The organism is Planomonospora alba (assembly GCF_039534085.1).
Lineage (GTDB): Bacteria > Actinomycetota > Actinomycetes > Streptosporangiales > Streptosporangiaceae > Planomonospora_B > Planomonospora_B alba.
Genome location: NZ_BAAAUT010000017.1, coordinates 64,719 through 87,124, shown reverse-complemented (window position 1 = coordinate 87,124; position 22,406 = coordinate 64,719). Strand labels below are relative to the sequence as shown.

Below are 22,406 nucleotides of genomic sequence, written 5' to 3'. Positions count from 1 at the left end.
TGATACCCACATGCGCAGGCTGTGATCGCCGTCGCGCGTGCGGACGTGTGCTTTCATGGCAGACGTGGCCAGTCCGCTCCAGTACGGTGACCCGCCCCGGCTCGGGCCCTACGTCCTGCAGGCCCGCCTGCGGGTGGGACCGGCCGGGCTGGTCTACCTCGGGCAGGCCGCGAACGGCCGGGCGGTCTCGGTGGCGGTGCTGACCCGGGGCGCGGCGCAGGACCCGGCGGCTCGGGACCGTTTCGTCACGGCGGTCCGCGAGGCGGCGGCGAGCCGGGGGGTGCGGGGCTGGGTGGCGCGGGCCGCGCGGGCCCGGCCGGCTCCGGCCGGGCCCGCCCCGCAGGTGCTCGCCATGGAGGACGGGACCGCGCCCTGGGTCGCCACGCCGTACGAGCCGGACCGGGTGGGGGCCGAGCGGTTCCTGGAGCCGGTGCTGGTGGGCGGCACGCTGATCGGGGAGCGGCACGGCCCGGACTTCGCTCCGTACTGGGTGGGCGACCGGCGGCCCGCGCTGCCCGGGCCCGCCGCGCCCGCCCTGCCGCCCGTCGCGACCCGCCGGTCGGTGGTCGCGGCCGCGGCGGCGCTGGCCGTGCTGCTGGTGCTGCTGGCCGTGATGCTCTGGCTCCTGCTGGGGCCGGACGAGGAGGCCGAGCAGTTCCCGTCGCCGCTGCCGCCGACGGTGTTCGTGCCGACCGCGCCTCCGGTCCCGGAGACACCGGATCCGGGCAGGCCGTCCCCGGCCCCGTCGCCCTCCGGGAGCGGGACGGGCGAGCCGCGGGACGAGGGGACGGGCGCGCCGGGCGAGGACATCTGACGGCGGCGGTCCCGGCGAGGTCGCCGGCGGTTCCGGAGGCCACGGGGCCGGGAGCGGGCTTGAGCCTCCCGCAGGGTGAGGCTTTAGCGTCGTCGGCATGGAGATCATCATTCACGACACACCGAAGGCCATGCTGGAGCTGGTGGGGCTCCCGCTCGGGCGGCGCGCCGAGGCGCTGCGCGACCTGCTCGCGCCGATGTACGAGGCCGTGCCGGTGCCCGGGGACATCATCGACCTCCACCACCAGAGCGGCGGTTTCCGGGTGGACCGTGAGGACGACCGCTACGCGCCCGCGCTGCGGCGCCTCGTCGAGGAGGACGTCCGGGGGCAGATCGGGCACGCGCTGGCGACCGCCTGGGACCGGCTCACCGGCGCGGTCCCGGACATCAAGGGGCCGGAGAGCCTGCAGGTCGTCCTCATGCTGGGCGATCCGGACGACGCGTACCTGATGCGGACCGCCGGCGGCTACTACGGCATGGGCGGCACGCCCGGCTGGCTGTACCTGCTGGCCTGGCCCTCCGACGAGGTCGTCGGCCGGATCGCGCACTGCGCGGTGCACGAGTTCCATCACCAGGTGCGCTACCACAACGTGGTGTGGGACCCGGCGGCGGTGACGGTCGGCGAGCACGTGGTGGCCGAGGGGCTGGCCGAGGCGTTCGTGCGGGAGCTGTCCGGGCCGGAGGCGATGGGGCCGTGGTCGGCGATGGTCACGGGCGAGGCGCTGGAGCGCGCGCACGAGCGGATCGTCGCCGACGCCGACCTGCCGGGGATGGGCCGCACCACGCTCTACGTGCTGGGGGACGCGGCCGCGCGCAGGTTCGGGCAGGAACCGATCGGCATCCCGGACATGGCGGGGTACGGCGTGGGCCTGCGCATCGTCGACGCCCACCTGGCCGCCTCCGGGCTGACGGTGGCGCAGAGCACCGTGCTGCCGGGGGAGCGGATCCTGCGCTCGGCCGGGTACCGGTGACGGTCCCGGGCAGGCGCCCCGCGGGCCCGGGACGCACCGGGCCCGCGGCCGGCCGGGGCGTCACGGCCCCGGCGGTCCCGGCCGGGACCGCCGGCCGTCACCAGGCGTCGACGAACAGGCCGTCGGGCCGGTCGGGCGGCACGGGGGCGGCGCGCAGGGCCCGGCCCAGCCAGGCGCGGGTCTCCGCGGGGTCGATGACCGCGTCGATCTCCAGGTGCGCCGCGACGTTGACGGCCCGGCCCTGCTCGTAGGCGAGCGCGACCATGTCCCGGAACAGCTTCTCCCGCTCGGCGGGATCGGCGGTCGCCTCCAGCTCGCGGCGCATCGCCAGCCGGACCGCGCCCTCCAGGCCCATGCCGCCGAACTCGCCGGTGGGCCAGGAGACGTTCAGCTCCGGGGAGTGGAAGCCGCCGCCGGTCATGGCCTGGGCGCCCAGCCCGTAGCCCTTGCGCAGCGTCACGGCGAACAGCGGGACCGTCAGCTTGGCCGCGCGCAGGAACATCCGGGAGACGTGCCGGACGGCGGCGCCCCGCTCGGACTCGGGCCCGACCATGAAGCCGGGCGTGTCCACCAGGGAGAGCACCGGCAGGCGGTGGGCCTCGCACAGGTTGAGGAAGCGGGCGGCCTTGTCGGCGCCCTCGGCGGTGATCGCGCCGCCCAGCACGGCGGGGTCGTTGGCCAGGACGCCGAACGGCCGGCCCTCGAAGCGCGCCAGCGCGGTGACCATGCCGGGGGCGAAGGCGGAGCGCAGTTCGAGCACGGAGCCGGTGTCGGCGAGCGCGCCGAGCACCCGGCGGACGTCGTAGACGCGCTTGCGGTCCTCGGGCAGCAGGAAGCGCAGCTCGCGCTGGTCGGCGCAGGACCACTCGGCGAGGTCGCCCTGGAAGTAGGACAGGTAGCGCCGGGCGGCCGCGACCGCCTGCTCCTCGTCGTCGACGACGAGGTCGACGACGCCGTTGGGCGCCTGCACGCTCACCGGGCCGATCTCCTCGGGCCGGTGGACGCCCAGCCCGCCGCCCTCGATCATGGCGGGGCCGCCCATGCCGAGCGTGGTGTCGCGGGTGGCGATGATGACGTCGCAGCACCCCAGCAGCGCCGCGTTCCCGGCGAAGCAGCGGCCGTTGACGACGCCGACGAGCGGCACCCGGCCGCTGAGCGCCGCGAACCGGGCGAACGTGGGGGTGTCCAGCGCCGAGACCCAGGGGGCGTCGGCGTCGCCGGGGCGCCCTCCGCCGCCCTCGGCCAGCAGCACCAGCGGCCACCTCCGGCGGGCGGCCAGGTCGATGAGCCGGTCCAGCTTGCGGTGGTTGTTGTATCCCTGCGTGCCGGCGAGGACGGTGTAGTCGTAGGCGGCCACGGCGCAGGTCGCCGCCGCGCCGAACAGGTCGGCGTTGACCGTGCCGACGCCGGTGACCAGGCCGTCGGCCGGGGTTCGCCGGAGCAGTTCCTCCTCGCCGCGGCGACGGCGCTGGGCGGCGACGGCGAAGGCGCCGTACTCGTTGAGGCTGCCGTCGTCCAGCAGGGCGGCGACGTTCTCGCGGGCGGTGCGGTGGCCGCGCGCGTGGCGGGCGGCCACCGCCTCCGGCCGGGCCTCGTCGCGGGTCAGGGCCCAGCGCCGCCGGACCTCCAGCAGGTCGGGGCGGGCGGCGTCGAGGTCCCGCGGGAGCCGGGCGTCGCCGTCGCCGTCGTCCGGCTGCCCGCAGAGCGGTTCCAGGAAGAGCAGGGGGCTGCCCTCGGCGACCGCCTCTCCGGCGCGGACGGCGATCGCGTGGACGCGCCCGCTCACCGGCGCCTCGACCGGGAAGTGCATCTTCATCGCCTCCACGACCGCCAGGGGCCGGCCCGCCCGGACCGGTGCGCCCGGCTCGGCCTCGACGGCGACGACGACGCCCGTGGTGGGCGCGGTGACGGCCACGGTCCCGGCCGGTGCGGCGGCCCGCGGGGCACCGCCCGCCGTGCCGGCCGCGCCCGCCGCGCCCGCCGTGCTCCCGGCGGCCGGAGCACCGGCCCCGCCGCCGGGGACGCCGGAGCCGTCCGGACCACCGGAGGGGAAGCGGCCGGGCGGCAGGGCCCGGGCGGCGGCCGCCAGCTCGGGCAGGTGCTCCTCCAGCCAGCCCGTCGTCACCCGGGCGTGGCGGACCTCGGGCCGGTCGAGCAGCGCGCGCAGCAGCGGGATGTTCGTCGCCACCCCGTCGACGCGGAACTCGGCCAGCGCCCGGGCCGCCCGGCGCAGCAGCGCCGGCAGGTCGTGCCCGGCGCGGGAGACGACCAGCTTGGCGAGCAGGGGGTCGAAGCCCGGGTGCGGGGAGAGGCCGGCGTAGGCGAAGGTGTCGACGCGCAGGCCGGGGCCGGTGGGCGGGTCGAAGGCGCGCAGCGTGCCGCCCGAGGCGCGCACCCGCCCGTCCGGAGCGACGTCCTCCATGGTGACGCGGAGCTGCACGGCGCAGCGGGGCGGCGGCGGCAGTGCCGGGTCGAGCCGGTCGCCGAGCCCCAGCTCGGGCAGGGTGGCGCCCTGGGCGAGCCGGAGCTGGGCGGTCACCAGGTCCAGGCCGGTCAGCTCCTCGGTGACGGTGTGCTCGACCTGGAGGCGGGGATTGGCCTCGATGAAGAAGAACTCGCCGCCGGGGGTGAGGAGGAACTCGACGGTGCCCAGCCCGCCGTAGCGGACGGCGCCGGCCAGCCGGAGGGCGGCCTCGACCATCCGCGTCCGCAGGGCGGGGGGCAGGTCCGGGGCGGGGGCGAGCTCCACGAGTTTCTGGTGGCGGCGCTGGAGGGTGCACTCGCGCTCCCACAGGTGGGCCACCTGCCGGCCGTCGCCGACGATCTGCACCTCGATGTGCCGGGCGTCCTCGGCGAGCGCCTCGACGTACACGCCGCCCTCGCCGGAGGAGGCGCGGGCCTCGGCGGAGGCAGCGGCGTGGGCGGCGGCCAGGCCGGCCCGGTCCCGGACGACCCGCATGCCGCGCCCGCCCCCGCCGGTCAGCGCCTTGACCACCACGGCGCGGCCGTCCAGCGAGGCCGCGAACGCCTCGGCCTGCTCCGGTGTGACGGCCCCCGCGGTCCCGGGCAGGACGGGGACCCCCGCGTCGCGGGCCAGGGCGCGGGCGGCGGCCTTGTCGCCGAGGACCTCCAGCGTCTCCGGCGCGGGCCCGACGAACACGACGCCCGCCTCGGCGCAGCGCCGGGCGAAGACGGCGCTCTCGCTCAGGAAGCCGTACCCCGGGTGCAGGTGCGTGGCGCCGGCCGCCGCCGCGGCGCGCAGCATCTCCTCCATGTCCAGGTACGCGGCGGCGCCCCGGCCGGGCAGCGGGTACGCCTCGTCGGCGTGGAACACGTGCAGCGAGCGCGCGTCCTCCGGGGAGTGGACCGCGACCGAGCGCCAGCCCAGGTCCGCGGCGGCCCGCGCGACGCGTACGGCGACCTCGCCCCGGTTGGCGATCAGCAGCGTCGGACTGGGGGGCATCGGGCTCCTCTTCCCGCGCGGCGGGGCCGGGCCGCCTCCGGCGGGCGCTGGCGCGCTCCCGCTCCGGCGGTCCCGGGGCCGCGCGTCGGCGAACGTGCATACCGGTCGGTCGGTATGTCCTCCCACGATACCGGGGGCCGCGGCGCGGCGCCTCCCGGCGGTCTCCCCGGACGACCCGCCCCGCTCCGGCGGGATGGATCACAGCAAAGGGGGCATGACGAGATAAAAGGGATGGTGGCGAGATTGAGATCGCGGGGTATGGACAGCGGATGAAGCACGAGGAAGAACTCCGCAGGCTCGACGAGGAGCTGGCACGGCTGCGCGCGGAGGTGGCCGGCATGCGCGACCAGGTGGGCGACCTCGGTGCCACGGACGCCAACGAACGGGCGCAGATGATCAACATGGCCGACGAGCAGGAGAACCTGATCGGTGAGCTCGAGGCCCGGCGTGCCGCACTGCTGAGATCCGCCGATGCCGAGTGACCCGGCCGCCACGCGTCCGGCCGCGCCCGTCGCGGGCGGCCGCGCCGCGCACGCCCCCGCCGGGGCGCCGCCGTCTCCCCGGCCGACGGGGGTCGCCCGCGCCGGGCGGTGCGCTCCGGACCGCCGGGTCCGGTCAGCGCGGCGGGTGCGGCGAGGCCGCCGCGCTCCGGTAGTCCTCGGCGATCCGGTCGGCGACGGCCAGGATCGGCTCGACCAGCCGCTGCATCTCCCGGGCGCGGTGGGAGGAGACGACGACGCCCACGGCCGCCACGGGACGGCCGTCCACGAGGACGGGCGCGGCCGCCGAGCACGAGCCGAGCGTCATCTCCTCGTAGGTGAGCGCGTACCCGCGCTCGCGCACCTGGCGGAGCTCGCGCGCCAGCCGGCCGGGCTCGGTGATGGTGTGCGGGGTGGGCCGCTCCAGGGGGCGTGACAGGTAGGAGGAGACCACCCGGTCCGGCTCGAAGGCGAGCAGCGCCTTGCCGACCCCGGTGGGATGCATGGGCAGGCGCCCGCCGGCGCGTGAGACGATCGGCACGGCCCGCCGGCCGTACACCTTGTCGACGTACAGGACCTCGAAGCCGTCCCGCACGGCCAGGTGGACGTTCTCCCCGGTGCTGCCGAACAGCTCCTGCAGCCACGGGTGCGCGACCTGCTGGAGGGGGCCGGGGGCGAGCTGCCCGAGCTCCCACAGGCGCAGGCCGATGTGGAAGTGGCCGTCCGGGGCGCGGGTGAGCGCCTGCCAGGCCTCCAGCTCGCCGACCAACCGGTGGACGGTGCTCAGGGCCAGTCCGCTGCGGCGGGAGATACCGGTGAGGGTGAGCCGGGGATGGTCGGCGTCGAAGGCGCCGAGGACGGCCAGGACGCGGGAGGTCACCGACCGTCCGGGATCGCGCGAGCCGCCCGACATCCCACCTCCACCGGGATCCGCTCCCCGTCTTCCGCTGAGTGGAAGGGAAGGGTACACCGCGCGGCCTCCGGCCGGAATCCTCGCGACGACCGCCCCGCCCGCCGGAGGCGACCGTGGACCTCCGCGGCCCGCCCGGCCCCCGCTCCTCGTGCCCGGTCCGTCGCCGGGCGCCGTGCCCGAGCGGGGGAGCGCTGCCCGGCCCCGGGGGCGCGGTCGGTACGCTCTGCCCGGCGGCCGGGTGATTTCGGGGGATATGCGTGGACATGGTGGAGATCGTGCTGCTGCTGGCGGCGGCGGCGGGGGCGGGGTGGATCGACGCGGTGGTCGGCGGGGGAGGGCTGGTGCAGCTGCCCGCGCTGCTCCTGGCCGGGGTGCCGCCGGTCCAGGCGCTGGCCACCAACAAGTTCTCCTCGGTCTTCGGCACCGCCTCGGCCGCCGTCACCTACGCCGTCACCACGAAGATCGACAGGTCGGTGGCGATCCCCTCGGCGCTGGCCGCGGTGCTGCTGTCGGGGCTCGGTGCCTCGGCCGCGACGGCGATCTCGAAGGAGGCGCTGATCCCGCTGGTGATGGCCGCCCTGGTGGCGGTGGCGCTGTTCGTGACCTTCCGCCCGGCCCTCGGCTCCCAGGACCACCCCCAGCTGCGCACCCGGGCCCGGACCCTGGCGGCGATCACCGTCACCGGCGTCGGCATCTCCTTCTACGACGGCATCATCGGCCCGGGAACGGGGACTTTCCTGATCATCGCGTTCACGGCGATCCTCGGCATGGACTTCGTGAGCGGCTCGGCCCATTCGAAGATCGTCAATTCCTGCACGAACCTGGGGGCGCTGCTGGTCTTCGGGCTCCAGGGGCACGTCCTGTGGGTCCTCGGTCTCGGGATGGCGCTCTGCAACATCGCCGGTGCCCAGCTCGGCGCCCGGATGGCGCTGCGCAGGGGGACGAGGTTCGTCAGGATCGTCCTGCTGTGCGTGGTCGTCGCGATGGTGGCCAAGCTGGGGCGCGACTGGCTCGCCGCGGCCTGACCGCTCCGGCGCCCGCCGGGCCGGCGGACACCGCCCGTGCCCGCCGGCCCGGCGAAATTATGATCTACTTTGTAAAGGAGCGATCTTGTAGGGCAGAAGCGGCCAGGGCGACGAAACCGGCGAGAAGCACCGGAATCACCAGAGCACGGGGCAGGCCCACCGCCTCGGCCGCCCCACCGATCAGCGCCGGACCGGTGAGGAAGCCCGCGTAGCCGAGGGCGGCGACCCGGGCGAGGGCCCGGCCGGCGCGTGCGGGATCGCGGCGACCGGCCGCGGAGAAGACCTGGGGGACGATGCAGGACAGGCCCGCCCCGAAGCAGGCGAAGCCGATCACCCCGGCGAGGGGCAGGCCCACCAGCAGGGCGGTGCCGAGCCCCGCGGCGGCCAGCAGGCCGCACCCGCGGACCAGGGCGGCGGGACCGAACCGGGCGGTGAGCCGGTCTCCGGCCAGCCGGCCGGCGGTCATCATGACGGAGAAGCCGGCGTAGGCGGCCGCGGCCAGGGTGTCGGAGCCGCTCAGGTCGTGGAGGTAGACCGAGCTCCAGTCGGCGGCCGCGCCCTCCCCGACCATGCAGCAGAACGCGAGCGCGCCCAGCAGGAGCACGCCGCGGCCCGCGCCCGCCGTGCTCCCCGTGTTCTCCTTTCCCGTGCTCCCCGCCGGCGCGGCGCCCCCCGCGGCGGCCGGATCCGGTGCGGCGGGGACGGTGGTGAGCGCCCGGCGGGAGGCGTGCAGCGCCATGGCCGCGATGGCGGCGGCGACGGCGAGGAAGGTCGCGGCGGGGGACAGGCCCGCGCCGGCCAGGATCCCGCCGGCGGCCGCGCCGAGGAACCCGCCGATGCTGAACGCGGCGTGGAAGGACGACATGATCGACCGGCCCGTGGCGCGCTCGACCTCGACGGCGTTGGCGTTCATCGCGACGTCGAGGGTGCCGTGGACGGCGCCGAAGGCGAACAGGGCCAGGGTGAGGGAGACGAGGTCGGGGGCGAGGGCGGGCGGGACGAGGACCGCGCTCTGGGCGAAGGCCATGGGCAGCATGACCTTGGTGCTGCCGAAGCGGTCGACCAGGCGGCCGACCACCTGCATCCCGGTGATGGCCCCGGCCGCGATGCCGAGGAGCGCGACGCTGAGCAGGCCGTCGCTGAGCCCGAGGCCGGCTTTGATCGCGGGGATGCGGGCCGTCCACGTGCCGATCGCCGTACCGGAGAGCAGGAACAGCAGGTAGACGGCGGTCCGGCCGTGCCGCAGGGCGGTCCGGTCGTCATGGGTGAGGGTCACGGGAGGTCTCCGGGTGGTACGGGTGCGCGCCGCGGGCGGGCGTCCCGGTCCCGGAGCGGGATCGGGCGGGGAGGGCGCGGGAGGGGGAGGGGGATCCGGCGCGGACGGTGCCGGAGGACGTCAGACGGTGCGGACGGCCACGCCGGCGGCGGTCAGCGCCTCGTGCTCCGCGGTGGGGAGCGCGTTGTCGGTGACGACGACGTCGAGGCGGTCCAGGGGGCAGACGGCGCCGAACGCGGTGCGGGTGAACTTGCCGGAGTCGGCGGCGGCGACGACGCGCCGGGCGGAGGCGATCGCGGCCTGCTTGACCGAGACCTCGGCCAGGTCGTGAGTGGTCAGGCCGTGCTCGGCGGACAGGCCGCAGCAGCCGATGACGGCGGTGTCGAAGCGCAGGGACCTGATGGCGTTCTCGGTGAGGGGGCCGGTGAAGTTGAGCTCGCCGGGGCGGACCTCCCCGCCGGGCAGGACCAGGCGGATCCGCGGTGCGGTGCTCAGCTCGTGGGCGGCCTGCAGGGAGAGCGGCAGGACCGTCAGCCTGCGGTCGCGGAGGGTGCGGGCGATCTCCAGCGCGGTGGTGCCGGAGTCGAGCAGGACGGCCTCGCCGTCGGTGATCAGGGCGGCGACCTCGGCGGCGATGCGCCGCTTGGCCTCGGTGGCCTCGTGCTCGCGCAGCGCGAAGGGCGACTCCTCGCCGCGCAGCAGGAGGCTGACCGCGCCGCCGCGCACCCGCCGGACCAGGCCCTGCCGGGCGAGCTCGTCGAGGTCGCGGCGGATGGTCATCTCGGAGACCGCGTGCCTGAGGGCCAGCTCGGCCACGGAGACGGAGTCGCTGGTCCGCAGGGCGGCGATGATGTCCCGGACACGGTCTTCACTTTCCATATGTTCATTTGAACACATGTGATGTTCGATCGGCAAGCCGGGGAGAATGGACGCATGCGCGCGAGCCGTCTGCTGTCCCTGCTCATGCTCCTGCAGACCCGGGGGCGGGTGACCGCCGCCGAGCTGGCGCGGGAGCTGGAGGTGTCGGTGCGGACGGTCTACCGGGACGTGGAGGCGCTGTCGGCCGCGGGCGTGCCGGTCTACGCCGACCGCGGTCCGGTCGGCGGCTACCGCCTCCTGGACGGCTACCGCACCCGTCTCAACGGGTTGACGGCCGAGGAGGCCTCCTCGCTGTTCCTGGCCGCGCTGCCCGGCCCGGCGGCGGAGCTGGGGCTGGGCGAGCTGGCCGCGGCGGCGGAGCTGAAGGTGCTGGCGGCGCTGCCGCCGGAGCCGCGCTCGCACGCGACCCGGATGCGCGAGCGCTTCCACCTGGACGTCCCCGGCTGGTACGGCGGGGCCGAGGAGGCGCCGTTCCTCGGCCGGGTCTCCGAGGCGGTGTGGGACCAGCGCCCGCTGCGCATGACCTACCGCCGCTGGGGGCCGCAGGAGGTCGAGCGCCTGGTCCACCCGTACGGCCTGGTGCTGAAGGGCGGGTCCTGGTACATGGTGGCCGCGGCGGTGCGGGGGACCGGGGAGCGGCCGGAGCAGGGGAGGGTGCGGCAGGCCGGAGGGCCGGCGGGGGAGCGGTCCGGGCAGGAGACCGGGGAGCAGGTCGGGCGGGGGGAGCCGCGCACCTACAAGGTGGCGCGGATCATGACGGCCGCGCTCCTGGAGGGCCGGTTCGAGCGGCCGGCCGGCTTCGACCTGGCGGCGTTCTGGACGCGCTACACCGCGGAGTTCCGCGAGCGCATGTACACCGCGCACGCCGTGATCCGGCTGGCACCCGGAATGGAAGGCCTGCTGCGCCACACCGTGGGGGAGGACGCCGCCACCGCCGCGCTCACCGGCGCCGGGCCGCCCGACGAGCGCGGCCGGCGGATCCTGCGCCTGCCGGTCGAGTCGGTCCGGCACGCCCGGTGGCTGCTGCTGCGGCTGGGCGCCGGCGTCGAGGTGCTGGAGCCGCCCGAGCTGCGCGCCGCGATGGCCGAGGCGGCCGCCGCGCTCACCCGGTTGTACGGCCCGCCGGAGGCCGCCTCGGCCCCGGGTTAACCGATTGCCGCCCGGAGGTCCCGCCGAGGAGGATGACGGCATGTTCCTGGTCGCCTTCGTCGGCTCCTGCTTCCTGCTCGCCATGATCCCCGGGGTCAGCACCGCGGTGATCCTCCGCCAGACCCTGCGGGCCGGTCGGGGCCCCGGCATGGCGGCCACGCTCGGCAACGAGACCGGCATCCTGCTGTGGGGGCTGGCCGCCGTCTTCGGCCTGTCGGCGCTGGTGCTGGCCTCGCAGGTGGCCTATGACGTGATGCGGCTGGCGGGCGCGGTCTTCCTGGTCGTGCTGGGTGTGCAGTCGATCCGGCAGGCGCGCGGCCGTACGGCGGGGGAGGAGCCGCCGGGGGAGGAGCCTCCGGGGCGGGCGGCGGCCCGCGGATGGCGCCGCTCCTACCTGCTGGGACTCAGCACCTGCCTGGCCAATCCCAAGGCCGCGGTGTTCGCGATGTCTTTCCTGCCGCAGTTCGTCCCCTCCGGGGCGGACGTGCCGCTCACCCTGGCGCTGCTCGCGGTGGTCTGGGTGCTGGTGGACGTGGTCTGGTACGGGGTGTTCATCTGGCTGGTGGGGCGGGCCGGGGCGGTGTTCGCCCGGCCGGCGGTGCGCCGCCGCCTGGAGCGGATCTCCGGTACGGTGCTGATCGCCCTGGGCGTGCGGATGGCGGTGGAGGCGCGATGACGCTGGTGTACGGCGAGGCGGGCAGCGGGGATCCGGTGGTGCTGCTGCACTCCACCACCGCGGACGCGCGGATGTGGGACCCGCAGGCGGAGGCGCTCAGCGCCCGCTTCCGGGTGGTGCGGCCCGACTTCCGGGGGCACGGCCGCACGCCGTACGCCGCCGACCGGCCCTACTCCGACTCCGGCGACGTCGCCGAGCTGCTCGGCGCGCTCGGCCTGGAGAAGGCGGCCCTGGTCGGCTCCTCCTACGGCGGCAGGGTCGCGCTGGAGCTGGCCGGCGCCCACCCGGCGCTGGTCTCGCGGATGGTGCTGCTCAACCCCGGCTGCGGGCTGGCGGCCACCGCGGACCTGGAGGAGTTCGGCGCGCAGGAGGACCGGCTGCTGGAGGCGGGGCTGGTCGAGGAGGCCGTCGAGCTGAACGTCCGCACCTGGCTCGGTCCGGAGGCGGACGCGCGGACGCGGGAGGCGCTGCGCCGGATGCAGCGCCACGCCTTCGAGGTGCAGCTGGCCGCCGGGCCTCCGCCGCCGCAGCTGCCCGGCGAGGTCGACCTGGCCGCGGTGGAGGCGCCCGCGCTGGTGGTGAGCGGCGCGCACGACCTGCCGTACTTCCGGGAGTCGGCCCGGCGCGTGGCGGCGGAGCTGCCCGCGGCGCGGCTGGTGGAGCTGCCGTGGGCCGGTCACCTGCCGAGCATGGAGCGGCCCGGGGAGATCACCGGGCTGATCCTCGGCTTCCTCTCCTGACGGCCCGGTCCCGCCGGGGGCGTCCCGCCACCCGCCGACTGGCGGGTGGTCGCCGCCGCGTGGCGCTGGATCGCCGCCGCGTTCGCGGCGAGGGTGAGGGGGACCTTTGACGGTAGGCCACGTTCACGATCCTGGAGTCCCATGAGCACGACCTCCCCCGCCGCCGCGACCCCGCCGCCCTTCGACCCGGAGCTGGCCGCCGCGCTCGCCGTACTGGGCGGGTCCGTGCCGTCGTCGCTGACCCCCGGCATGATCCCGCTGCTGCGCCGGGGGAAGGCGGACGCCCCGGCCGTGACGGAGGAGGCGCTCCGGCGCGGCGGGGCCTTCCACGTGGAGGAGCGGGCGGTGCCCGGACCGGCCGGGGCGCCCGACGTCTCCCTGCTCGTGTGCCGTCCGGCGGGTGCGGCCGCCCCGCTCGGCGCGGTCTACCACGTCCACGGCGGCGGGATGGTCCTGGGTGACAACCGCGCCGGGATCGACGGCGTGCTCGACCTGGCGCAGGAGCTGCGGCTCGTGGTCGTGTCGGTGGAGTACCGCCTGGCGCCCGAGCACCCGCACCCCGCTCCCGTCGAGGACTGCTACGCGGGCCTGGTGTGGACCGCGGCCCACGCCGGCGAGCTGGGCGTCGATCCCGGCCGCGTCGTCGTCGGCGGGGCCAGCGCGGGCGGCGGGCTGGCCGCCGCGCTGGCGCTGCTGGCCCGGGACCGCGGCGGTCCGGCCCTGGCGGGGCAGCTGCTGATGTGCCCGATGCTCGACGACCGCAACGACACCCCGTCGTCGCACCAGATGGCCGGGCTCGGCGTCTGGGACCGCACGGCGAACGAGACCGGCTGGAGCGCCCTGCTCGGCGACGCCCGCGGCGGCCCGGACGTGTCCCCCTACGCGGCCCCGGCCCGTGCCGAGGACCTGTCCGGGCTGCCGCCCGCGTTCGTCGACGTCGGCTCGGCCGAGACCTTCCGCGACGAGGCCGTGGCCTACGCCGGCCGGATCTGGCAGGCCGGGGGCAGCGCAGAGCTGCACGTGTGGCCGGGCGGGTTCCACGGCTTCGACCTCGTGGCCCCGCAGGCGGCCATCTCCCAGGACGCCCGTGCCGCGCGCCTGCGCTGGCTGCGCCGCCTCCTGGACGGGTGAGCGGGCGGGGGAGACGGGATGGAGGACCTCCTGGGGCGGTTGTCGGCGCTCGACCCGGACGCCGGCGCCGCGGTGCGCGTCATCGCCTACTTCGACCGGCTGGTGGAGGCGCGGGCCGGGCTGGAGGCGATCGTCCGCGGCGCCGCCGTCCTGGCGGGCTGCCCGGCGGGGCTGGCCGATCCCGGGCGCGGTGTCCACGTGCGGGTGCTCCCCGACGGCCGCCGCGCGGACGCCGGAGCGGCGCCCGATCCGGCCTGGCTCCGTACCGCCCTGCCCGGAGGGGAGGCCGTGCTGTGGCTGGAGCGTCCGCCGCCGGCGGGGCCGGTCAGGGCGATGGTGCTGGAGCGGGCCGCGGCGGCGGCGCACGGCGTGCTGGACCGCACCCGGGGGCGCGCCCGGCTCCGCCCGCCCGGGGAGGACCCGGCCCTCGTGGAGCTGCTGCTGGACGCCGGCGCGCCCGCGGCGGCCCGGTCCCTGGCAGCCCGCGGGCTGGGCCTGCCCGTCGGCGTCCCGGTGCGGGCCGTGGCGCTGGAGGGCGGTGCGGCCCGCGTCGAGCCCGCCGCCCGGGCGGTTCCCGAAGGGGTGCGGGCGGGGGTGGGCCCGGCGGTGGAGGTGCTGGATCTGCCCCGCTCCTGGGCGCTCGCCCGTACGGCGCTGCGGCTGGCGGCGGAGGGGACGCCGCAGGATCCGGGGCCGCGGGTGGTCCACGCGGACGAGCTGGGCGGGCTGGCGGTCCTGGCGGCGGCCGTGGGGCCGGGGACCGCGCCGGGGGCGTCAGGTCCACAGCTCGTCGAGATGGCTGTCGAGGATCGCCAGTGCCGCTTCGGCCGTGCGCTGCCTTCCCAGCACGCTCGAGACGAGCCCGTTGGTCATCGCCAGCAGCCCGGCGGCCCTCGTCGCCGGATCCACGTCCGCGGAGATCTCGCCGGCCCGCTGGGCGGCGCGGATCTTCCCGGCCAGGAAGGCTTCGAGCGCATCGGGCTGCGGGGTGCCGTACTGCTCGACGAACTGCGGTTCGCTGAGCACGAGGGAGTAGAAGGCCGCGTACGCGCGGGCGATCCGGCGGCTCTCGGCGTCGACGGGCAGGATGTTCGTCAGGACGGCCGTCACCACGGTGCGTGCCGTCACCGGGGGTCCGGCCGCGGCGACGGCCTGCCTTATCCGGCCGTCGAGCTGCGCGGTCAGGCGCTGCAGCGCATCGGCGAGCAGCGCCTCCTTGGTCTGGAAGTAGTACTGCACCAGGCGCAGTGAGACCCCGGCCTCGGCCGCGACGCCTCGCATGGTCGCGCCTCGGAGCCCCTGGGTCTCGGCGATCCGCAGCACCGCCTCGGCGATCCGCTTGCGGCGCTCCTCGTGGTCGACGCGTAGCGGCATGGCCATCCACCTCCTTTCATGATACGAACGTATCATGAAAATTGGTGAGTTTACGAACGATGCGGCGAGGGCGAGGTTCTTCGACGTCTACACCTCCGCCTTCGAGCGGCTGTGGCCGGGACCGCCGGCGGCGGTGGACGTGCCGACCACGTTCGGCCGCACGCGCGTCTACCGCGCGGGGCGTGCGCGGGGGAGCCCCGTCGTGCTGCTGCCGGGAGCGGGCGGCAACGCCCTGATGTGGCACCGGTACATCCGCCCTCTCGGCGAGTCGCACCCGTTGATCGCCGTGGACACGATCGGGGAGGCCGGGGCCAGCGTCCAGCGGGCCCCGGTGCGCGACGGCCGTGACGGCGCGCTGTGGCTCGACGAGGTGCTGGCGGCGCTCGAGGTGGCCTGCGCGCATGTCGTCGGCTGCTCGTACGGCGGCTGGCTGGCGGTGAACCACGAGATCTACCGGCCGGGCCGGATCGCCACCCTCGTCCTCCTCGACCCCGCCGGTTTCGCGCTGCCCGGGCCGCGCTTCTACGCCTGGGCGGTCGCGGGAGGCCTTGCGGGTCTCGCGCCCCGCGCGATGCGGCCCCGCCTGGCCCGGTTGGTCGCCAACGGCACGATCCTGGAACCGGAGATCATGCGCCTGATCCCGGCGGCCGCCCGGTACCGCCGCCGCCTGCCCGACGCCCTGGTGTTCAGCGATGACGACCTGCGCGCCGTGCGGACCCGCTCCTTGTTCCTGCTCGCCGGACGCAGCGCCCTGCACCGGTCCCGGCGGGTCGCCGAGCGCCTGGCGGGCGTCCTGCCGGGCGCGCAGGTCGAGATCGTGCCCGGGGCGGGGCACGCGTTGCCGATGGACCTTCCCGATCTCGTCGCCGAGCGCGTCCTGCGGTTCGTCGCGGCGGGTGACGGCCCCCCGGCGGGATAGACCGCGGGCGGCCCGCGGGGGAGGGGTGGCCCCGCTCCGCCTCCGGCCCGCGGGATTGTCGGTGGCCCGGTGCACGATGGCCGGTATGGCTTCGTGGCAGGAGATCGAGAAGGAAGTGCCGGAGTTCGCCGACCGGGTGCGCGCCCTGATGGACGCGCACCGGCACAAGACGATGGCCACGCTCCGGAAGGACGGCTCGCCCCGGATCAGCGGCACGGAGGCGCAGTTCAAGGACGGGCAACTGTGGCTGGGGTCCATGCCGGGCGCGGTGAAGGCGATGGACCTGCGGAGGGATCCGCGGGTGGCGCTGCACAGTGCGTCGGTGGACCCCGACGACGCCGACCCGGCGGCGTGGCCGGGGGACGCCAAGCTGGCGGGCCGGGCGGTGGAGGTGACCGATCCGCAGGTGCTGGAGGGGTTCGGCCTCCCGGAGCAGGAGGGCCACCTGTTCCGGATCGACGTCTCCGAGGTGGTCCGCACGTTCGTGCACGCCGACGGCGAGCACCTGGTCGTGCAGATGTGGCATGAGGGCCGGGGGCTGCGTGAGGTGCACCGGAAATGAGTAATGAATCTACATTGTAAAGGCGCAGAGTCGGCACATAAGATCGAGTAACCGAGAAAAACGGCGACGGGTCCCAGGCGCCGCCCCGCGCCGGTCCGGTCTGTCAGGAGTCCGGTCGTGCCGCCGGGGCGGTGTCCGTCCCCGTGCCCTCCGCCCCCGTACGGCCCGCTGCGCGGCCGGAGGGGGTGCGGGGGCGGAGGGCGCCGGCCGAGGCGGCCATGAACGCGGCGAGCACGGCGGGGATGGCCAGTGCGGTGGGCAGGTCGGTGAGTTCGGAGACGCTGCCGATGATGGCGGGTCCGGCGACCAGCCCGGTGTAGCCGACGGTGGCCACCTGGGCGATGGCCTGCCCGGCGCGGGCGGGGTCGTGGTTGCCGGCGGCGGAGAAGACCTGCGGGACGATGGTGGCCAGGCCGAGGCCGAAGAGGGCGAAGCCGGCGATGGCGACGGGCACGCTGCCGATGACCAGGGCGGTGCCCAGGCCGAGGGCGGCGACGACGCCGGAGACGCGGACGAGGAGGACGGGTCCGTACTTGAGGGCCAGATGGTCGCCGGCGAAGCGGCCGACGGTCATGGCGACGGAGAAGACGGCGAAGCCGAGGGCGGCGACGGTCTCGGAGGCGTGCAGGTCCTCGTAGAGGTAGACGGAGGTCCAGTCGACGGCCGCGCCCTCGCCGACGAGCCCGGCGAAGGCGACGACGCCCATGAGGACGATCCAGCCGGTCCAGGAGGCGCGGGTGGGGGCGGCCTGGTCGCGGGTGTCGCGGGTGCGGGTGGCGGGCAGCAGGTGGCGGCCGGCGTAGACGGAGATGAGGGCGAGGGGGATGCCGGTGGCGGCGAGGGTGGGGCCCGCGCCGAGGCCGAGGAGGGCGCCGAGGCCGCCGAGGGCCGCGCCGATGAGTCCGCCGATGCTGAACATGCCGTGGAACGACGACATGATGGGGCGGCCGTAGGCGCGTTCGACCTCGACGCCGTGGGCGTTCATGGAGACGTCGAGTGAGGCGTTGACGACGCCGTAGAGGAAGAGGGCGGCGATGAGGGTGGGGAGGGTGGGGGCGTAGCCGGGGGGGATGACGGTGAGGGCGGTGGCGACGCCTGCGGGGACGATGACGCGGGCGCTGCCGAAGTGGTCGGTGAGGCGTCCGGCGAAGCGCATGCCGACGACGAGGCCGACGGCGATGGCGAGCAGGCCGTAGCTGAGCTGGCCGTCGCTGAGTCCGAGGTCGGTTTTGACGGCGGGGATGCGGGCGGCCCAGGCGCCGGAGACGGTGCCGAGGAGGATGAAGAAGAAGGAGACGGCGCGGCGGGCGCGGACGGCCTGCAGGGGTGCGGTGCTCATGGGGTCCCCGTGGGTCGGTGCGGGTGGGTGGGGGTGGACGGGCCGGTGGGGTCTGGTGCGGGCGGTCTGCTGGTGGGTCGGTTCCGGGTGGGGTCAGTGGACGGAGAAGCCTCCGTCGGCGCAGATGGTCTGGCCGGTGATGTAGGCGCCGGCGTCTCCGGCGAGCAGGAGGGCGAGGCCGGCGAGGTCGGCGGGCAGGCCGTTGCGGCCGATGAGGGTGCGGGCGGCGAGGGCTTCGACGCGGCCGGGGATGTCCTGGGCGGCGCGGGTGAGGGGGGTCAGGACGAAGCCGGGGATGATGGTGTTGCTGGTGACGCCGTGGGGGGACCAGGCTTCGGCCTGGGATCTGGTCAGGCCGGTGATGGCGGCTTTGGAGACGCCGTAGGCGCCGCTGTCGCCGAAGGCGCGGATGGACTGCTGGGAGCCGATGTTGATGATGCGGCCCCAGCCGCGGGCGGCCATCCGGGGGCCGTAGTGCTGTCCGAGGAGGTAGGGGGCGGTGATGTTGACGGCCATGGTCTGTTCGTAGTCGTCGGTGGTGAGGTCGGCCATGGGGCGGCGGATGTTGTTGGCGGCGTTGTTGACGAGGATGTCGATGTCGCCGTGGTGGGTGGCGGCCTGCTGGCAGATGCGGGTGATGTCGCCGGTGTCGCCGAGGTCGGCGGTGATGGCGGTGGCGTTGACGCCGTGGGCGCGCAGGGCGTCGGTGGCGGTGGCGAGCTGGTCGGGGCGGCGGGCGACGATGATGACGTTGGCGCCTGCGCGGCCGAGGGCTTCGGCGATGGCGTGGCCGATGCCGGAGCTTCCGCCGGTGATGAGGGCGGTGCGGCCGGTGAGGGAGAAGAGGGATTCGAGGTATCCGGGCATAGCCTGAAAACCTATCATCCTACGTTTCTGTTGGGGTGATCTTCGAGTTGTTCGGCGACGGCCTGGATCTTGTTCATGACGGAGCACAGGTCGTGGAGCGTCTGGGTGTCGAGGCGGTCGAGGAGGCGGCGGAAGTCGTCGAGGCCGGCGTTGGAGATGCGTTCGAGGAGGGTGTGGCCGGCGGGGGTGAGGGCGACGCGGCGGACGCGGCGGTCGTGGGGGTCTTCCCGGCGGGTGGCGAGTCCGTGGCCGATGAGGCGGTCGACGAGTCCGGTGACGGTGCCGAGGCCGACGCCGAGGTGGTGGGCGATGTCCTGTCCGGAGGCGGGACCGTGGGCGGACAGGAACATGACGACCTTGAGCTGGCGCATGGTGAGGTTGGAGTCGAACAGGGGGGAGGTCTGGTGTTTGCGGGCGAAGATCCGGCTCAGGTCGCGCTGTATGCCGCCGATCCGGTCGATCAGCCGCTCGCGTTCGTCGTCCACGCTCACCTCTCGTTTCCTGAGAAGGTTATCAGGATCTTCGGGCAGAGTTAAATATTCGCTTCATGCGAAGTGTTAGTCTGTGCGCAACTTTGCCTGACATCCCCTAGGAGCCCGCTGCTATGACAGCCTTGGCCAGGTTGAGCCTCGCCAACCGCAGCCTCGTCATAATGATCGCGGTCGTGCTGAGCGCGTTCGGCGCCTTCGCGATCCCGTCGCTGAAGCAGCAGTTGCTGCCGTCGCTCTCGTTCCCGGGGGCGTTCGTGGTGGCGGCCTATCCCGGTGCCTCTCCCGAGATCGTCGAGGAGCAGGTGACCGAGCCGATCGAGAACGGCTTCCAGGGCATCGCGGGGGTCACCGAGGTGACCTCGACGTCCCGGGAGGGTCTGTCGCAGGTGCAGGTGGCCTTCGAGTACGGCACCGACATCGAGGACGCGGTCGGCAGGCTGCAGCAGGCGGTGAACCGGGTCGAGCCCCAGCTGCCCGAGGGGGTCGATCCCCAGGTGATGGCCGGCGGGACCGACGACATCCCGGTGCTGGTGCTGGCGGTGGAGGCCGGCGGTGACGAGCGGGCGATGGCCGACAAGCTCGAGCGGGTGGTGGCTCCGGAGATCCGGGCCGTCGAGGGCGTGCGGGACGTGGCGGTGACCGGTGTCCGCGACGAGAGCGTGGTGATCACTCCGGATCTCGGCAAGCTCGCCGTGCTCGGTCTGCAGCCGACGGCGATCGCCGACGCGCTGCGGGCCAACGGGCAGCCGATCCCGGCGGGCAGCCTGACCGAGGACGGCATGTCGCTGACGGTGCAGGTCGGTGACCGGATCGGTTCGATCGGCGAGCTGGAGGATCTGTATCTGACTCCTGCGGCCCCTGCGGCCGCGCCGCAGGCGCGGCAGGCGTCCGGGGCGGCGCCGCAGCAGGCGCGGCCCGCGGCGGCGCCCGAGCCGGTGCGGCTGGGCGATGTGGCCGAGATCGAGCTCACGCCGTCGGCGGCGACGTCGCTGACGCGCACCAACGGTGAGCCGAGCCTGGGCGTGTCGGTGACGATGGTGCCGGACGGCAACGCGGTGGCGATCTCGCACGCGGTGGAGGAGCTGCGGCCGGAGATCGTGCGGGCGCTCGGTGACACGGCGGATGTGACGGTGGTGTTCGACCAGGCGCCGTACGTGGAGGATTCGATCAAGGATCTGACGACCGAGGGCCTGCTGGGTCTGGTCTTCGCGGTCCTGGTGATCCTGGTGTTCCTGCTGTCGGTGCGCTCGACGCTGGTGACGGCGGTGTCGATCCCGTTGTCGGTGGTGATCGCGCTGCTGGCGCTGTGGCTGGGTGACTACTCGCTGAACATGCTGACGCTGGGCGCGCTCACCATCGCGGTGGGTCGTGTGGTGGACGACTCGATCGTGGTGCTGGAGAACATCAAGCGGCACCTGGGGTACGGCGAGGCCAAGCGTGACGCGGTGCTGGCGGGCGTGCGCGAGGTGAGCGGCGCGGTGACGGCCTCGACGTTGACGACGGTGGCGGTGTTCGCGCCGATCGCGGTGGTCGGCGGCATGGTGGGGCAGTTGTTCGCGCCGTTCGCGATCACGGTGACGGTGGCGCTGCTGGCGTCGCTGCTGGTGTCGCTGACGGTGATCCCGGTGCTGGCGTACTGGTTCCTGAAGGCTCCGGTGCTGAGCCCGCAGGAGGCGCGCGCGGTGCGGGAGGAGGCCGAGGCCAAGGAGCTGCGCAGTCCGCTGCAGCGGGCCTATCTGCCGGTGCTGCGGTTCGCGACGCAGCGGCGGCTGGTGACGGTGCTGGTCGGTGTCGTGGTGTTCGCGGTGACGATGGGCCTGGCCGGGCGGCTGGAGACGAACTTCCTGGACTCCACGGGGCAGGACACGATCTCCATCAGCCAGCGGATGCCGGTCGGTACGGATCTGGCGACCACGGACGCGGCGGCGAAGAAGGTCGAGGCGGTGCTGGCCGAGCTCAAGAGCCGGGGTGTGGAGTCCTACCAGGTGAACGTGGGCTCGGGTGGCGGGTTCATGGGCGCGATGGGCGGGGGCGGGGGCGGGGACCGCGCCTCGTACTCGGTGACGGTGGCCGAGGGCACCGACACGCCGGCGTTGGAGGAGACGCTGCGTGAGCGGCTGGCGGGGCTGGATGCGGGTGAGATCACCGTCGGCGCCGGGGGCGGCATGGGCGGGTCGACCGACCAGATCGATGTGGTCGTGCAGGCGCCGGACCTGGAGACGCTGAAGACGGCCGCGGAGGCGGTGCGTGGCGCGATGGGCGGTCTGGACGGGCTGCGGGACGTGTCGTCGAACCTGGAGGCGAGTGCGGAGCGGATCGAGGTCCGGGTGGACCGGGAGAAGGCCGCGGCGCGGGGGCTGACGGAGGCGGCGATCGGGCAGGTGGTCGCGCAGCGTTTCCGCGGTGCGCCGCTGGGTCAGGTGACGCTGGACGGCCGGGCGGAGGATCTGGTGCTGCGGGCCGGGGACGCGCCGGAGGACGTCGAGGAGGTGCGTGATCTGCAGCTGCCGACGGCGACGGGGGTGGTGAAGCTGTCGCAGGTGGCGTCGGTGGAGAAGGTCGCCGGGCCGACGCAGGTGACGCGGATCGACGGTGAGCGCAGCGCGACGGTGTCGGGTACGGCCTCGGGCAGTGACCTGGGCGCGGTGACGGTGGAGCTGCGGGAGGAGCTGGACGGGCTGACGCTTCCGGCGGGTGCGTCGTATGAGATCGGCGGGGTGAGCGCCGATCAGGAGGAGGCGTTCGGTCAGCTGGGGCTGGCGATGCTGGCGGCGATCGCGATCGTCTTCATGATCATGGTGGCGACGTTCCGGAGTTTCGCGCAGCCGCTGATCCTGCTGGTGTCGGTGCCGTTCGCGGCGACGGGTGCGGTGGGGCTGCTGCTGGTGACGGATACGCCGCTGGGTGTGCCGGCGCTGATCGGCATGCTGATGCTGATCGGCATCGTGGTGACGAACGCGATCGTGCTGATCGACCTGATCAACCAGTACCGGGAGCAGGGGATGGGCGTCGTGGAGGCGGTGATCGAGGGCGGCCGGCGGAGGTTGCGGCCGATCCTGATGACCGCGGTGGCGACGATCTTCGCGCTGGTCCCGATGGCGCTGGGGCTGACGGGGTCGGGCGGGTTCATCTCGCAGCCGCTGGCGATCGTGGTGATCGGCGGGTTGCTGTCGTCGACGCTGCTGACGCTGGTGCTGGTGCCGACGCTGTACGTGATGCTGGAGCGGACCAAGGAGCGGTTGCGGCGCGGGCCGAAGGCCGGCGGCGCGGAGTCCGAGGTGAAGAAGGTGGACGACGCGGAGGATCTGGCGCCGTCCCGGTAGCCGCTGGTGGTGGCCG

The 22,406-nt window shown here is 74.9% G+C and carries 18 protein-coding genes and 1 pseudogene; 11 read left to right on the top strand and 8 right to left on the bottom strand.

The genetic code is table 11. The features are described from left to right. Positions 1 to 55 precede the first annotated feature (55 nt). Together ABD823_RS12770 and ABD823_RS12765 are read left to right on the top strand one after the other, a co-directional pair. Positions 56 to 814, top strand: a complete 759-nt coding sequence (locus ABD823_RS12770) for a hypothetical protein (RefSeq protein WP_344859091.1) — start codon at positions 56 to 58, stop codon at positions 812 to 814. Between the two features lie 97 nt (positions 815 to 911). Next, positions 912 to 1,784, top strand: a complete 873-nt coding sequence (locus tag ABD823_RS12765) for a DUF2268 domain-containing putative Zn-dependent protease (RefSeq protein ID WP_344859089.1) — start codon at positions 912 to 914, stop codon at positions 1,782 to 1,784. A 97-nt stretch (positions 1,785 to 1,881) separates the two neighbouring features. Here the strand turns inward: ABD823_RS12765 and ABD823_RS12760 are convergent, their stop codons facing one another. Next, positions 1,882 to 5,247, bottom strand: a complete 3,366-nt coding sequence (locus ABD823_RS12760) for an acetyl-CoA carboxylase family protein (protein ID WP_344859087.1) — start codon at positions 5,245 to 5,247, stop codon at positions 1,882 to 1,884. 269 nt (positions 5,248 to 5,516) lie between these two features. Here ABD823_RS12760 and ABD823_RS12755 point away from each other — a divergent pair, with 269 nt between their 5' ends. Continuing rightward, on the top strand, positions 5,517 to 5,729 hold the full coding sequence (locus ABD823_RS12755; RefSeq protein WP_344859085.1) for a hypothetical protein: 213 nt from the start codon (positions 5,517 to 5,519) through the stop codon (positions 5,727 to 5,729). Positions 5,730 to 5,862: 133 nt separating this feature from the next. Here the strand turns inward: ABD823_RS12755 and ABD823_RS12750 are convergent, their stop codons facing one another. Then, complete coding sequence (locus ABD823_RS12750; protein ID WP_344859083.1) at positions 5,863 to 6,606, bottom strand: IclR family transcriptional regulator; 744 nt, start codon at positions 6,604 to 6,606, stop codon at positions 5,863 to 5,865. A 296-nt stretch (positions 6,607 to 6,902) separates the two neighbouring features. Between ABD823_RS12750 and ABD823_RS12745 the strand changes: the two genes are divergently transcribed. Further along, a complete protein-coding gene (locus ABD823_RS12745) occupies positions 6,903 to 7,664 on the top strand; it encodes a TSUP family transporter (RefSeq protein ID WP_425566603.1) in 762 nt (253 codons plus the stop codon). 64 nt (positions 7,665 to 7,728) lie between these two features. Here ABD823_RS12745 and ABD823_RS12740 read toward each other — a convergent pair. Continuing rightward, positions 7,729 to 8,970 (bottom strand): annotated as a pseudogene (locus tag ABD823_RS12740) (MFS transporter); the annotation flags it as partial. Between the two features lie 90 nt (positions 8,971 to 9,060). Then, the gene (locus ABD823_RS12735; RefSeq protein WP_344859080.1) at positions 9,061 to 9,819 is read right to left on the bottom strand and encodes a DeoR/GlpR family DNA-binding transcription regulator; all 759 of its coding nucleotides are present in this window, start codon (positions 9,817 to 9,819) and stop codon (positions 9,061 to 9,063) included. A 54-nt stretch (positions 9,820 to 9,873) separates the two neighbouring features. Between ABD823_RS12735 and ABD823_RS12730 the strand changes: the two genes are divergently transcribed. The 4 genes from ABD823_RS12730 (at position 9,874) to ABD823_RS12715 (ending at position 13,515) form a co-directional block, all read left to right on the top strand. Further along, positions 9,874 to 10,968 (top strand): helix-turn-helix transcriptional regulator, encoded by a 1,095-nt coding sequence (locus tag ABD823_RS12730; protein ID WP_344859078.1) that lies wholly within the window; start codon positions 9,874 to 9,876, stop codon positions 10,966 to 10,968. 40 nt (positions 10,969 to 11,008) lie between these two features. Next, the gene (locus tag ABD823_RS12725; protein WP_344859076.1) at positions 11,009 to 11,644 is read left to right on the top strand and encodes a LysE family translocator; all 636 of its coding nucleotides are present in this window, start codon (positions 11,009 to 11,011) and stop codon (positions 11,642 to 11,644) included. Next, positions 11,641 to 12,384 carry an alpha/beta fold hydrolase gene (locus tag ABD823_RS12720; protein ID WP_344859074.1) on the top strand — a complete coding sequence of 248 codons (744 nt, stop codon included), beginning with the start codon at positions 11,641 to 11,643 and terminating at the stop codon, positions 12,382 to 12,384. Before ABD823_RS12725 ends, ABD823_RS12720 begins: the two co-directional genes overlap by 4 nt. 141 nt (positions 12,385 to 12,525) lie before the next feature. Continuing rightward, the gene (locus tag ABD823_RS12715; protein WP_344859072.1) at positions 12,526 to 13,515 is read left to right on the top strand and encodes an alpha/beta hydrolase; all 990 of its coding nucleotides are present in this window, start codon (positions 12,526 to 12,528) and stop codon (positions 13,513 to 13,515) included. Between the two features lie 774 nt (positions 13,516 to 14,289). Here ABD823_RS12715 and ABD823_RS12710 read toward each other — a convergent pair. Next, positions 14,290 to 14,895, bottom strand: coding sequence for a TetR/AcrR family transcriptional regulator (locus tag ABD823_RS12710; protein ID WP_344859070.1), 606 nt, complete (start codon positions 14,893 to 14,895; stop codon positions 14,290 to 14,292). A 28-nt stretch (positions 14,896 to 14,923) separates the two neighbouring features. Here ABD823_RS12710 and ABD823_RS12705 point away from each other — a divergent pair, with 28 nt between their 5' ends. Further along, a complete protein-coding gene (locus ABD823_RS12705; RefSeq protein ID WP_344859068.1) occupies positions 14,924 to 15,808 on the top strand; it encodes an alpha/beta fold hydrolase in 885 nt (294 codons plus the stop codon). 85 nt (positions 15,809 to 15,893) lie between these two features. After that, complete coding sequence (locus ABD823_RS12700) at positions 15,894 to 16,370, top strand: pyridoxamine 5'-phosphate oxidase family protein (RefSeq protein WP_344859066.1); 477 nt, start codon at positions 15,894 to 15,896, stop codon at positions 16,368 to 16,370. A gap of 103 nt (positions 16,371 to 16,473) precedes the next feature. On the opposite strand, the gene ABD823_RS12695 is transcribed toward ABD823_RS12700, so the two are convergent. From ABD823_RS12695 to ABD823_RS12685, 3 genes are all read right to left on the bottom strand, one after another. Then, a complete protein-coding gene (locus tag ABD823_RS12695) occupies positions 16,474 to 17,709 on the bottom strand; it encodes an MFS transporter (RefSeq protein ID WP_344859064.1) in 1,236 nt (411 codons plus the stop codon). Between the two features lie 93 nt (positions 17,710 to 17,802). After that, a complete protein-coding gene (locus ABD823_RS12690) occupies positions 17,803 to 18,576 on the bottom strand; it encodes an SDR family NAD(P)-dependent oxidoreductase (protein WP_344859062.1) in 774 nt (257 codons plus the stop codon). A 14-nt stretch (positions 18,577 to 18,590) separates the two neighbouring features. Beyond that, positions 18,591 to 19,067: a MarR family winged helix-turn-helix transcriptional regulator gene (locus tag ABD823_RS12685; protein ID WP_344859060.1), complete on the bottom strand. Its 477-nt coding sequence runs from the start codon at positions 19,065 to 19,067 to the stop codon at positions 18,591 to 18,593. 113 nt (positions 19,068 to 19,180) lie between these two features. On the opposite strand from ABD823_RS12685, the gene ABD823_RS12680 reads away from it, so the two are divergent. Continuing rightward, a complete protein-coding gene (locus tag ABD823_RS12680; RefSeq protein WP_344859058.1) occupies positions 19,181 to 22,390 on the top strand; it encodes an efflux RND transporter permease subunit in 3,210 nt (1,069 codons plus the stop codon). The last annotated feature ends 16 nt before the right edge of the window (positions 22,391 to 22,406 follow it).

Bases quoted from the DNA above. Each gene is read 5' to 3' on its own strand.
- ABD823_RS12695 (WP_344859064.1), bottom strand. From the start codon at position 17,709: ATGAGCACCGCACCCCTGCAGGCCGTCCGCGCCCGCCGCGCCGTCTCC.
- ABD823_RS12730 (WP_344859078.1), top strand. From the start codon at position 9,874: ATGCGCGCGAGCCGTCTGCTGTCCCTGCTCATGCTCCTGCAGACCCGG.
- ABD823_RS12710 (WP_344859070.1), bottom strand. From the start codon at position 14,895: ATGGCCATGCCGCTACGCGTCGACCACGAGGAGCGCCGCAAGCGGATC.
- ABD823_RS12760 (WP_344859087.1), bottom strand. From the start codon at position 5,247: ATGCCCCCCAGTCCGACGCTGCTGATCGCCAACCGGGGCGAGGTCGCC.
- ABD823_RS12755 (WP_344859085.1), top strand. From the start codon at position 5,517: ATGAAGCACGAGGAAGAACTCCGCAGGCTCGACGAGGAGCTGGCACGG.
- ABD823_RS12705 (WP_344859068.1), top strand. From the start codon at position 14,924: ATGAAAATTGGTGAGTTTACGAACGATGCGGCGAGGGCGAGGTTCTTC.
- ABD823_RS12765 (WP_344859089.1), top strand. From the start codon at position 912: ATGGAGATCATCATTCACGACACACCGAAGGCCATGCTGGAGCTGGTG.
- ABD823_RS12690 (WP_344859062.1), bottom strand. From the start codon at position 18,576: ATGCCCGGATACCTCGAATCCCTCTTCTCCCTCACCGGCCGCACCGCC.
- ABD823_RS12700 (WP_344859066.1), top strand. From the start codon at position 15,894: ATGGCTTCGTGGCAGGAGATCGAGAAGGAAGTGCCGGAGTTCGCCGAC.
- ABD823_RS12770 (WP_344859091.1), top strand. From the start codon at position 56: ATGGCAGACGTGGCCAGTCCGCTCCAGTACGGTGACCCGCCCCGGCTC.
- ABD823_RS12720 (WP_344859074.1), top strand. From the start codon at position 11,641: ATGACGCTGGTGTACGGCGAGGCGGGCAGCGGGGATCCGGTGGTGCTG.
- ABD823_RS12715 (WP_344859072.1), top strand. From the start codon at position 12,526: ATGAGCACGACCTCCCCCGCCGCCGCGACCCCGCCGCCCTTCGACCCG.
- ABD823_RS12735 (WP_344859080.1), bottom strand. From the start codon at position 9,819: ATGGAAAGTGAAGACCGTGTCCGGGACATCATCGCCGCCCTGCGGACC.
- ABD823_RS12680 (WP_344859058.1), top strand. From the start codon at position 19,181: ATGACAGCCTTGGCCAGGTTGAGCCTCGCCAACCGCAGCCTCGTCATA.
- ABD823_RS12745 (WP_425566603.1), top strand. From the start codon at position 6,903: ATGGTGGAGATCGTGCTGCTGCTGGCGGCGGCGGCGGGGGCGGGGTGG.
- ABD823_RS12725 (WP_344859076.1), top strand. From the start codon at position 11,009: ATGTTCCTGGTCGCCTTCGTCGGCTCCTGCTTCCTGCTCGCCATGATC.